General features: G+C 49.2%; 13 protein-coding genes. 2 read left to right on the top strand and 11 right to left on the bottom strand.

What is annotated here, in order from left to right; all coding sequences use genetic code 11:
* A partial coding sequence (locus tag CRG97_RS33900) for a hypothetical protein (protein WP_237566603.1) occupies nucleotides 1-312 on the top strand: 312 nt, incomplete at its 5' end.
* A 106-nt stretch (nucleotides 313-418) separates the two neighbouring features.
* Here CRG97_RS33900 and CRG97_RS28235 read toward each other — a convergent pair.
* Nucleotides 419-1297 carry a nucleotidyltransferase-like protein gene (locus tag CRG97_RS28235; protein ID WP_098748915.1) on the bottom strand — a complete coding sequence of 293 codons (879 nt, stop codon included), beginning with the start codon at nucleotides 1295-1297 and terminating at the stop codon, nucleotides 419-421.
* A 187-nt stretch (nucleotides 1298-1484) separates the two neighbouring features.
* Here CRG97_RS28235 and CRG97_RS28240 point away from each other — a divergent pair, with 187 nt between their 5' ends.
* Entirely contained in the window at nucleotides 1485-1850 is a 366-nt protein-coding gene (locus CRG97_RS28240; protein WP_076325456.1) for a YgzB family protein, read from the top strand.
* Between the two features lie 127 nt (nucleotides 1851-1977).
* Here the strand turns inward: CRG97_RS28240 and CRG97_RS28245 are convergent, their stop codons facing one another.
* From CRG97_RS28245 to CRG97_RS28290, 10 genes are all read right to left on the bottom strand, one after another.
* The gene (locus CRG97_RS28245) at nucleotides 1978-3693 is read right to left on the bottom strand and encodes a glycosyl hydrolase family 18 protein (RefSeq protein WP_098748916.1); all 1716 of its coding nucleotides are present in this window, start codon (nucleotides 3691-3693) and stop codon (nucleotides 1978-1980) included.
* Nucleotides 3694-3809: 116 nt separating this feature from the next.
* Nucleotides 3810-4229, bottom strand: a complete 420-nt coding sequence (gene perR / locus CRG97_RS28250; RefSeq protein ID WP_098748917.1) for a peroxide-responsive transcriptional repressor PerR — start codon at nucleotides 4227-4229, stop codon at nucleotides 3810-3812.
* 87 nt (nucleotides 4230-4316) lie between these two features.
* On the bottom strand, nucleotides 4317-5636 hold the full coding sequence (locus tag CRG97_RS28255) for a DUF4097 family beta strand repeat-containing protein (protein ID WP_098748918.1): 1320 nt from the start codon (nucleotides 5634-5636) through the stop codon (nucleotides 4317-4319).
* A gap of 49 nt (nucleotides 5637-5685) precedes the next feature.
* A complete protein-coding gene (locus CRG97_RS28260) occupies nucleotides 5686-6294 on the bottom strand; it encodes a hypothetical protein (RefSeq protein ID WP_098748919.1) in 609 nt (202 codons plus the stop codon).
* A gap of 195 nt (nucleotides 6295-6489) precedes the next feature.
* A complete protein-coding gene (locus CRG97_RS28265; protein ID WP_076325452.1) occupies nucleotides 6490-7203 on the bottom strand; it encodes an MgtC/SapB family protein in 714 nt (237 codons plus the stop codon).
* A 49-nt stretch (nucleotides 7204-7252) separates the two neighbouring features.
* Nucleotides 7253-7711 (bottom strand): GNAT family N-acetyltransferase, encoded by a 459-nt coding sequence (locus CRG97_RS28270; protein WP_098748920.1) that lies wholly within the window; start codon nucleotides 7709-7711, stop codon nucleotides 7253-7255.
* 118 nt (nucleotides 7712-7829) lie between these two features.
* Nucleotides 7830-9269 (bottom strand): Asp-tRNA(Asn)/Glu-tRNA(Gln) amidotransferase subunit GatB, encoded by a 1440-nt coding sequence (gatB, locus tag CRG97_RS28275; protein ID WP_098748921.1) that lies wholly within the window; start codon nucleotides 9267-9269, stop codon nucleotides 7830-7832.
* A 30-nt stretch (nucleotides 9270-9299) separates the two neighbouring features.
* Nucleotides 9300-10757: an Asp-tRNA(Asn)/Glu-tRNA(Gln) amidotransferase subunit GatA gene (gatA, locus tag CRG97_RS28280; protein ID WP_076325449.1), complete on the bottom strand. Its 1458-nt coding sequence runs from the start codon at nucleotides 10755-10757 to the stop codon at nucleotides 9300-9302.
* A 20-nt stretch (nucleotides 10758-10777) separates the two neighbouring features.
* On the bottom strand, nucleotides 10778-11065 hold the full coding sequence (gene gatC / locus CRG97_RS28285; protein WP_071219587.1) for an Asp-tRNA(Asn)/Glu-tRNA(Gln) amidotransferase subunit GatC: 288 nt from the start codon (nucleotides 11063-11065) through the stop codon (nucleotides 10778-10780).
* Between the two features lie 173 nt (nucleotides 11066-11238).
* A complete protein-coding gene (locus CRG97_RS28290) occupies nucleotides 11239-11619 on the bottom strand; it encodes an ATPase (protein ID WP_071219588.1) in 381 nt (126 codons plus the stop codon).
* Nucleotides 11620-11718 lie beyond the last annotated feature (99 nt).

An 11718-nucleotide genomic window follows, 5' to 3' on the forward strand; every position in this document is an offset into this window, starting at 1 on the left:
ATTTCAACGTTCCACCGAAGTGGTCCGTTTTACTCACTCGTTGTTCAGTTTTCAAAGATCAACTTCTTTGTCTTTCGCCGAAAACTCGTTTTCAGCGGCGACCTTTATAATATATCATGGTGCCCATCGTTTCGTCAAGAACTTTTTTTTGAAAACTTTTTAATTCGACATTTTCTTAACCGAATTATCAAAGTCCCTTTCGAAGGGGCGAGTTATAATTTATCACAGAAACAGGTGGCTCGTCAACATAATTCACCAAATTATTTTCAGGCTTCTTTTAACAAACGTCCTAAGACATCTTTGCACGGTTAAGAACATCTTTTTTCTACACTAACGTTAGATACTGTCTCCTTAGATGCTGTTTTATAACCGTTATATCAAATGCTTCGGCACAAAAAAGAAGGACTCGCGTCCTTCCTTAGTCGGTGTAGTACCGGATGGCTTCAGATCCATAAGATCGAATTCCTCTCCATAGCGGAACTTCCTTCACAAGTGATTGATACACCAGCTTGCGCATTACAATCGGCAGCTCTTTGCATACAGGTGCCAGCTCAGGGTGAAGAATAAGCTCCTGTATCGTCCAAGGATTCCGCCGGCTTCTTAAAACGCGAAGCAGCAGCGCTGCTGAGCTCTCTAGCTTGGATATCATGGAGAATTCATAGGCCAGCAGGGCCAGCTCCACTCGCTGCCCGAGCGTTTCCGTACTGACCGTAAGCTCTTCATATAATTTGCGGACGGGTGTATTCAATCCTGTAATCTGCTCCCAAACAGCCGACTCCGGATGAATCCCCCGCTCGATCAGCTCCAGCTGCCCCCAATGATGTAGACCTTCTAATAGAGTATGGTAAGCATCCAGAACCCGCTCTTCCTTCAAGTGCATCTTGGCATCCATATACTTTTGTAGAAAGTGGGCAAAACCAATAAACAATTTTTGCTCCCGGAACGGTTCAGCAAACCTAAGGAAATCACGGCGCAGATTGGACAGGCGATCTTGATCGTCTTTTATGATATCTCCTTCTAGGAAGCATTTGATCAATACTTTGTGTGTGCCGCTCAGGAGTTCCCGATGCAAACCGTCCAGTCCGATACTTACAACCTGGCAGCGTTCCCCGCCTACAATAGAATGCTGGATGGGAGGCTCATCAGGTGTTCCGTCATACACGACGACAATATTGACCTCAAAATCATAAACAAGTAATCCTTGCTGCCTTTTGTCCGAATTACGGTATGCTATCGCCCCTACAGCTTCCTCATCAACCGTATTTCCATAATAAAAAGAAAAGTTGGTTAATTCCACGTTTCCCTCCATACATTCCTTGGCGAATTTCAGCCATTTCAGTTATAATGTAATTCTACATGTCCATGTAAGTTCCTTCTTTTAGGAGATAAGATCTTATGAAGACGACAAACGAAAATACAAGATTTCATTTCTCGGTTCACGTTATTTCATAAACAACTATTTGAATGACAGGAGTTTTCGAGCCATGATCTTTAAGAACGCAAAAATCAACGCCTTCCGCACTTGGGGATTGCTGCTGACGATGCTGGGTATGGGCCTTATGGTGCTTGGTACAGCCGGAATCGTATTCTTCGGCCAAGCAGGCAAAATATTTGCCGGAATCGGATTGGTGTTTGGCCTGATTATGATGCTGGGGAGTCTCGGCATTTACTTCTGGGCTGGTATGTTATCCACGAGTGCCGTCCAAATTCAGTGCCCGGAATGCAATAAATTGACCAAGATGTTGGGAAAAACCGACCGCTGCATGTTCTGCCATACGATTTTGACACTGGATCCAGGTCAGGCCAACATCACAGCAGAAGAGCTTGAAGCCCAGCAGACCAAATCCTAAAGGGATTTGCAGAACCTGCATATTCAATAGGATTCGCAACTCGTAAGACGATTAAACACAAAGAACCCGGTCATCCTCGCGATAACCGGGTTCTTTATTATGATATGAAGATAAGTTCTGTTCATCCTTAATCATGTATGGTCTTTAAAACATGCCAGGTTTCCGGAATGGCAAAGCTTCGATTCCACGAAGCAATGCCGCCGAGCTTCAGTTTTTTGGCCATATTCACTCGGGACTGCAAAGAAGTGCCGTCCTCCATCCATATTTTCTTGATGGATTCTCCCTCTGTGAATTGAACATAGTTCTGCCCTGTACTGGCATCAAGCGTACCTTTCACTTTTTGTTCTTTAAGCAGGGTCTGCAGCTTCTCCATTCCAATCGCTTTCGAGGATACCTTCGTCTCTCCCGCTTCGCTTGTCTCCGTCCACACCCGTGTATATAACGGTACGCCCAACACAAGCTTGGACGACGGTACCGCGTCCTCCTCCATGATTCGCCTTACCGACTGCTCGGCCCATGGCAATGAAGATACGGATCCCGCTTTCGGACTCGCGGCCCAGTGCTCGTCATAAGCCATCACCATCATGTAATCAACCGTCTCTCCGAGCCGCTTCCGATCGAGAAAGAGCGACCACATCTCGCTGTTGGATTTTGGCGTAACATCAATAGAAACGATCAGCCCTCTGGCTTTGGCCAGCGGCTTCATTTCCCTCACGAACTGAACGACATGATCTTTATCCTTGGTATGGACATTTTCAAAGTCGATATTGATTCCGTCGAGTTTATATTGCTTGGCATAAGACAGCATCTGCTTGATAATATGTGATCTTCTATCAAAAGTAGACAGCGCCTCGGTTGTCATATCAGGGTCGAAGCTGTTGTCCATCAGACCCCAGACCTCCATGTTCCTGTTATGGGCCCAGCTTACATACTGCTTAACGGCTTTGGATTTGACCGTGCCCTCACCATCCGCAATGTTGAACCAGGTCGGACTGACCACGTTGACACCGGGCAGTTCGCCAATGCGATCCGTGCTGGGATTTTTGGTATAAACAGCTTCCCATGCCAGATTGACTGACTGATCCTTCCATTCCAGCTCTGCCCGCGAAGGAGTCTGCGCAAGCAACGGAAGTTCCTTCACGTCCCCAAGTTTAATATGCTCTTTAAGAGCATATCCCGTATACCCGTTATCCGCCTGAACGAATAACCATCCCTCTTCTTCACGCCATACGCGAAGCCGCTCACCGGCCGGCATGTCCAGTACAATCGGAGACCTCTTCTCCCCGCTCTCGCGCAGAGCCACGGTGTCCTCAGGGTTACCGGGTGCTGCCTCGGCAAGCTGAATCGAATCCCCCGCACGCATCAGAATGATGGCGCCTGTCTCCGTGTCCTCGTGAACGACCACACCATAATGCTGTTTGAGCGGCTTAATCGGAACATAGGCAATGCCGTCAATCAGCTTAGGTGCGTAGGGAATGCTGACCGCCTTGCCGTTCAGCTCGCCCTTCGTGCTGTCCATCTTCATGCGGAATACCGATTCCGAAGTCGTTACAATGACGGATTCCGTTTTCTGCTCATAACGGATGTTGGCATCCACGCTCTCCTGAATTACCGTTATCGGCAGCAGCAGCTCTTCGCCGGAGCCCCGTGCAGGCTGTTCCTTCAGTTCCCCCTGAACAAAAATCGGCTTGTCCATTCCACGCCAGTCCGGCACGGTATAGGTCTGGTTCGGAAATAATGTGGTAACAACCCACCAGACCCCCGCCGCAATCAACAACAACCCCAGAAAGAAAGAGCTTCCTCTCGTACGCCTCTTCTTTCCCCGATATCTTCTTCTTGCCAACCTACTCCCCCATTTCACTCTTGCTCATGACTAATCCCTTGATACAGAATAACGCCCTTAAAAATAAAAACGTGTGGAATGGTTCATTCCGCACGTTCATTTATAATAACCGGCGTCTATTGGCAGGACTTGCAGAGCCCATACAGCTCCATTCGTAGTCCCTTTACTTCAAACCCGGTGCTTTTCTCAGCCTGTATTCCAACATCTTCAAGGGACGGATAGCTGAAATCTTCGATTTTACCGCAACTCTGACATATAACATGATGATGATCCGATACGTTGGCGTCAAAACGACTCGAGTTATCCCCGTACGTCAGCTCACGCACCATGCCGGCTTCAATAAACATTTTTAGATTGTTGTATACTGTGGCTACGCTCATACTAGGAAAATTAGGTTCCAGAGCCCGATAAATATCATCCGCTGTCGGATGGCACATAGATTCCACCAGATACGTTAAAATCGCATGACGTTGCGGCGTGATACGGACACCGGTCGTTTTCAGTTGTTCCAGCGCATGCTGTACGGACGTTCCCATGGTTGCCCACCGCCTTCAAGTTTAACTGGTTTTTACAAAACCTATACCGTTCTTAGACTTCATTGTACGGCGTTTCTTGGATTGTTGTCAATCCGGCAGAGGCGTCCAGCCCCCGCTGTTCCGGCCTTCCTCCTGCTCCGGATAGCTTCGGTAGATGTTCAGATTACTGTTTCCCTCAATACGTATGGAATGTTCGCCTGTACCGGATTCACCGGAGATGGTTTTCTGTTCGATCAAGAGATTGGGCAGCGTCGTCAGAATTCTGCCGTAGCTAATCGTCCCTTCTAGCTTGTAATCGCCCTCGAGCGGAATCTGAAGATTCATCTCTCCAACCGCACTGTATATATTCCAATCGCCGCCAATGCGGGATGAACGTATAGCCACTCCACCATTGAGAGATTCAGCGCTTAATTGCGACTCTGCCCCGCTGATCAGAATATTGCCGTTCCTCGTCTGAGCCCGGATAAGATCGGTCGTTCGCTTTACCGTCATATTCCCTACTTGCGTGGTTAAATCCGTTTCGCCCGTAATGTCGACGGCCAGCATATTCCCACGATTAGTGGACATTTTAATATTACCGGTAACGCCGCGCGCCGTAATTTCGCCATTTAAGGTCTTGCCCGTAACATTTCCGTATATCCGATCCATCGTAATAGGCCCATTACCGCTCTCCAGCAAAATATTCTCAATCGCTTCCACGCGGTTTAACGTAATGGCTCCGTTCATCGTCCGTATCTCAAAATTGAATCGTCGATCATCCGGAACCGCGATGTTCACGTTCATACGGGGCTGCCGTTTACCCGATTCTCCATAGGCCTTCCCCTTGGAACGAATCGTGATCGTCTTGCCTTCCCCCACTTCGATCGTCGACTGCTCAGCGATCGCTTCAGCTAAACCGGGCTGCTCATGATCGACCCACACTTCCGTCTCCACCTTGATATCGTCTACATCCTGCCGTGTGATGGAGATATCCCCGTTTAAGTGATCAACGATAATTTTCTCGGTTCCAAGCTCCACCGGAATCTCCAATATCGGCTTCTGGAACCGGTTATCTTCAGCTTCGCTGTAATCCACTCCCGCTGCCGTCAAGTTCAGGCTCACCCGGTTCCAGAGATGGAGAAAATGCTCCTGCTGGGAAATGACGAATACGGAGGCCGTAACAGCCACTGCCAGTAAAATCCCCCTCATGTCTGGCCGAAACCGAAATTCTTTGCCTCTGGCTAAGAGACGCGACAGCGTGTACCTGACTAAATATTCAACGCCGAGCAGGATAAACAACAGCGGCCACCAACGCTGGAGCGTAAATATATAATCCGTGCCTCTCCACTCGTCCAGCAGCAATAAAACGCCTGTACATACAAGCAGCAAAGCGGCTGTATATCGTCCCACTCTAATTTTATGTTTCATCCGTCTCCTCCCTCATCTGTTGGGCAGCTATCACCGTACACTGTGTGCGTTATAGGAACTTGCCCTTGTCTCTTCGGTGCCGGAGAGCTTCCCGGATGCCTGCCCATATCCCGATAACGATCAGCATGATGGCAGAGGCTTCCGCACCATAGTCGCGGATTCCTGTCTGCAGCCAAGGCGGCTTCTGATGAAACAAAATAAGCAGGGTCCCGGTAACAACCAACATGATGCCAAAAGCGATTCCCCGTTCACCCCGGAACGGATGGTTCCGTCCTCTTCCGTCCTCGGAGGCAGCGGCTACCTCACCACGTTTTTTTCGGGAAATAATATATTCTGCTGCCTGCAGCACGTCATACACGTTATAGAAATACCCTACCGGAATCAGAAGACCCAGGACGACAAGCAGCGGTACATTGATCTGCATACCGATGGAAGAGAAATATAAAAGCGCCGATATATCCAGCAGCAGCAACATAATAAATGTTATCCCCTTGCGGTACATACCGAGGTATAAATGACCCAGGCCCGGAATGAGAGCGGCTAATAGAAGTGCATATAACTTCCGCTTTTTTCGCTGCAGCCCCGGGTGACGCTTAACCTGGACCTGATGCCGTTTCTTCTTGCTGACTTCGGTCTGTGGTTCGGGTGTTGGATTCATAAACTTCTCGCCTCCTTCCAAACATCCTGGGACAGGCGTTGTTTTACGATGTTTTTCTTTGATAGTACCCCAACGAGGAGCCGAAGTAACTGGCAAAAAACTGGATAGACCGTCCACAGAAGGCCGGCAAGCCCGCAAAAAAACGGCACCGCCGGTGGTTCAGCAGTTGCCGTTTGTTATGGTTCATTCCATATCCTATTCAGCCGTTACCATCGTTACATGACCGACTCCCCGCAACTGCCGGGTAATCTCCATCGGTTCGAATTTGCGATCGGTCAAGACGTGCAGCGAAATTTCGAGCCCTAATACCGCAGGCTGCAGCTCCCCGTATGCCACACTACTTCGTTCGTTAACGATAAGCTTCTTGATCACGAATTCCTGTTCCTCCAGAACAGCGGATATGTCCTCCAAAATATTCGGCGTATTCGCTGCATGGACAGTGATGAGATGTAGTTTGCTGCCGCGGATGTAACGCTGCTCCAGCTTATTGAAGACAACCAGATTAAGAAGAATTAGTACGGTCGATACAATCGAGGCAAAATAAAAGCCAGCCCCGACCGCCAACCCTACGGCTCCCACAACCCAGATGGACGCAGCAGTGGTTAATCCGGTAATGGATTTACCCGTAAACAGAATGGTACCGGCACCCAAGAAGCCAATCCCTGTAATGACGGCCGTTGCCAAGCGCGCAGGGTCAATCCGAACGTTAATCTCGTCTACAAAATCAGAAAAACCGTAAATGGATAACAGCATAATAAGTGTAGAACCCAAGCATACCAATATATGCGTGCGCAATCCTGCAGCATGGTTGGAACGTTCCCGTTCAAAACCGATCAAGCCGCCAAGCAGCATAGCCAGCAGCAATCTTAATAGAATGGATACATTATCTATCACCCAAGGATTATTCAAAAGAACGATACTCCCCTCACGTCGGCTTCAATCGCTTATGCTATATCATTCATTGTATATGAAGATGGAACTCGGTCAATTCCACGCCCGGAGCAACCTCAAAAGCGTGATTCTTTACAAACCCGAATTTCTCATACAACGTTACTGCAGGCGTATTGCGCGTCCCTGTCGAGACCACGAACATGGGTGCCTCCTTGTAGGATTCCAACACATATCGAATTAAAGTCCCCGCGATGCCTTTGCGAAAATGACCCGGATGGACCATCATCCGTGATATGGTGACCTGCTCCTGTTCCGGCTCTACCGCAATAGCTCCGACAAGATCGCCTTCTTCATTTATATAACCAAAAAAGGTTTCCCCGCTCGTACGGATCGTATCGAAGGTATCCTGCAGCGGAGGGATTTCTGAGAATCCAATTAATTCAGCTTCCAAAGGGTACGCCATGTGCTGCAGACTCCATATCTGCTGGACGGTATCCCTATCCTCCAAGGATAATGCTCTTATCATATATTCATCCCCTAACCCAAGTTATTATTTCTGATATCTTAAAAAGGAACTTGCCCCTGATGCGGGGCAAGCTCCCATTATCTAAAAACAATTCGGGAACATGACGGATAAACGTTGATTATCCGTTCAGCACCTCAACCAGCAGTTTGTTGGCCAGCGCAGGATTGGCTTTCCCCTTGCTCTCTTTCATCACTTGACCAACCAGGAAGCCGATCGCTTTCTGTTTACCTGCCTTGTAGTCCTCCACGGATTGCGGATTGTTTGCAACCACCTGCTCGACAATGCTCTTGATCGCACCTTCATCGCTGATTTGGACGAGGCCCTTCTCCTCAACGATTTGCGCAGGCAGCTTGCCGCTCTCCAGCATCTCTTTGAAGACGGTTTTGGCGATTTTGCTGCTGATGGTTCCCTTCTCGATCAATCCGATCATCTCGCCCAGACCTTGGCCCGTGATCTTCACTTCAGACAGCTCCAGATTGTTCGAGTTCAAATAACCCAGCAAATCTCCCATGATCCAGTTCGATACGGATTTGGCATCCTTCGTATAGTTCAAGCTGTCCTCGAAGAAGTCGGCGAGCAGCTTGGACGACGTAATGACCGCAGCATCATAATCCGGCAATCCATACTCCGAAGCATAACGTGCCTTACGGGCATCCGGAAGCTCCGGAATCGTCGCACGAATCGCTTCTTTCCATTCCTCGCTAATATGCACTGATACCAGATCCGGGTCCGGGAAATAACGGTAGTCGTGCGCCTGCTCCTTCCCGCGCATGGAGAAGGTTTTTGCCTGTGCTTCGTCCCAGCGGCGGGTTTCCTGTACGATCACGCCACCCTCATCAAGAATTTCCGTTTGTCGGTACTGCTCATATTCCAAACCGCGCTGTACACCGCGGAAGGAGTTCATATTCTTCAGCTCGGCCTTGGTGCCGAATTCTTCCTGTCCCCATGGACGAAGGCTGATGTTGGCGTCGCAGCGAAGCGAACCCTCCTCCATCTTCACGTCGGAGACGTCGCAGTATTGCATAATCGCACGTATTTTCTCCAGATAAGCCTTGGCTTCCTCGGGCGATGAGATCTCCGGTTCGGACACGATCTCAACGAGCGGCGTTCCTACGCGGTTAAAATCCACCAAGGAAGCATATCCGCCATCCACGTGCGTGAGTTTACCGGCATCCTCCTCTAGATGAAGCCGGGTAATCCCGATTCGCTTCGTCTTCCCATCCACCTCAATATCGATCCAGCCGTTTTCACCGATCGGCTGATCGTACTGGGAAATCTGGTATGCTTTCGGAGAATCCGGGTAGAAATAGTTCTTGCGGTCAAATTTGCTGATATCGCCGATGGTGCAGTTCAGCGCCATCGCAGCCTTCATAGCATATTCCACAGCCTGGCGGTTTAATACGGGCAGCACGCCGGGATGGCCAAGACAGATGGGACATGTATGCGTGTTCGGCGGGGCTCCAAACGCAGTGGAGCAGCCGCAAAATATTTTGGAATTCGTATGCAGCTCTACGTGCACTTCCAATCCGATAACCGTTTCATATTTTGATGTAGACATCGATTGTTTCCCTCCTTCTCTGCCGCCGGTTTACAGTTCAGGGCGCCGTTTATGGTGTTCAGTATTTTGCTCGTAGGCATGTGCGACGCGCAGTACGGTCGACTCATCAAAGGCTTTGCCGATAATTTGCATACCTACGGGCAGTCCGTCCGCGAATCCGCAAGGAACACTGACTGCCGGCACACCTGCCAAGCTGACAGGAATCGTCAGGATATCATTCAAATACATCGTGAGCGGATCGTCCACCTGAGCTCCCAGCTTGAAAGCCGTAGTCGGAGCTGTAGGTCCGATGATGACATCATATTGCTCGAATACTTTATCGAAGTCCTGCTTAATGAGCGTACGGGCTTTCTGTGCCTTCAAATAATAGGCGTCGTAATAGCCCGAGCTAAGCGCATAGGTGCCCAGCATGATGCGGCGTTTCACCTCATCGCCGAAGCCTTGGCTGCGGGACTCATGATACAGGTCGATCAGGCTGCCTGCATTGTCGGAACGAACGCCATAGCGTACGCCGTCAAAGCGGGCCAGGTTCGAAGAAGCCTCCGAAGAAGCGAGCAAATAATACGTTGCTACCGCATAGTCGGTATGTGGCAGGGAAACTTCATCCCAGGTAGCGCCCATTGCTTCGAGCACCTTCAGTGCATTCAGGACGGTTTCCTTCACTTCAGCGTCAACGCCCTCGCCCAGGTATTCCTTAGGCACGGCAATGCGAAGACCCGTAACATCTCCGGATAACGCGCTCAGATAGTCAGGCACGTCCACTTTGGCAGATGTCGAATCCATTGGGTCATAGCCGGCAATCGCTTGCAGGACATACGCGGAATCTTCCACATTTTTCGTCAAAGGTCCGATCTGATCCAGCGATGATGCAAAGGCAACAAGGCCGAACCGGGATACGAGGCCATAGGTTGGTTTCAGTCCCACGACACCGCAATAAGAGGCAGGCTGCCTGATGGAACCGCCTGTATCCGACCCTAGCGCAAAGTATGCTTCACCTGCAGCTACAGCCGCAGCCGAGCCGCCGCTGGATCCACCGGGCACCCGATCTAAATCCCATGGGTTTCGCACCGGGTAGAAGCTGGAGTTCTCATTGGAGCCTCCCATTGCAAATTCATCCATGTTCAGCTTGCCGATTGTCACCGTATCCGCTGCACGCAATTTACCGACAACCGTCGCATCATAAACCGGTGTGAAATTGGACAAAAACTGACTTGCACATGTGGTGCGAAGTCCTTCTGTCACGATATTATCCTTGATTCCGACAGGAAGCCCGAACAACAGCCCGCGCGTCCCCTCTGAAGCCAGCTTCTCATCCAAAGCCTTGGCGGATGAACGTGCACCTTCTTCGTCCAAAGTAATAAATGCCTTCACCCGATCCTCACGTTCGGAAATACGAGTAAAAGCTTGGTCAACCAGATCGGTTACAGAAAGCTCCTTATTCTGCAGCTTATTATGTATCTCCGTTAACTTATAATCAAACAGACTCAAGTGTGTATCCTCCCTTCAGGCTATTCCAAAACAGCAGGTACTTTAATTTGATCGTCTTCTTCATCCGGTGCGTTAAGCAGCACTTTCTCGATGGGCAAGCTCTCGCGTACTTCGTCTTCTCTCATGACATTGCTGAGATGAAGCACGTGTGTAGTCGGCTCAACACCTTCTGTATCCAATTCATTTAACTTCTCGGCATATTGTAAAATCGCATTCAGTTGGCCGGTAAACATCTGCTCTTCTTCAGGCGTCAAATTCAAACGGGCCAGCTTCGCTACATGCTGAACATCCTTATCGGTAATGCTCATGGCTTTACATCCTCCTTCATGCCCCTATCCAGTTAAAGGGGTAAAGTCTGTCACGACAACTTTTCTCATTATATTGTAGAAGCATGCAAGATTCAATCCAAACAGCTTGAAGCTTGCTGCTTCAAAGTTACTTTTCCATCCCATCAAAAAAGAGTCGGCCTCAGCCGACTCTTCTAAATCCAAGCACGAAGATTCACTTGTTTGATGAAATCCGCCTGGGATATTGCTTCCTTAGTCTCTTCTTCCTCTTCAACACTTTCCAACTCGCCGTTCATCACTTGATGAAACAGCTTCTCATTATATGTCGACAGGGCGAAATCGATGAGCGCTTCCCGCTCGACCCGCTCGGCTTCCTGTTTCAACACGATTGATTCCAGCTCTACATCATCTGCCGGAACAAAAAAATTACGGTTGAGGCTCGGAATCCGAATGACGTAATCGAACGCATTGTCCGGATTTCGGTCATAAGCGATGATATAACCGTATTGACCGATTGGAAGATTCTGCTCAAAGGCGTCCGCAACGATTGTAATCTTTTCCCCTAAACGCAGCATCGTCTACCTCCTGAGTTGTCTATCCTTTTTTAAGAGATAAGAAAATATAAACTTCAGAGGCTTATCATCCTTATCTCGCAAGAAAAACTTCCGCTAAAT

Origin of the sequence: Paenibacillus sp. EZ-K15 (assembly GCF_002573715.1) — a bacterium.
In the GTDB taxonomy this organism is placed as follows: Bacteria; Bacillota; Bacilli; order Paenibacillales; family Paenibacillaceae; genus Paenibacillus_AQ.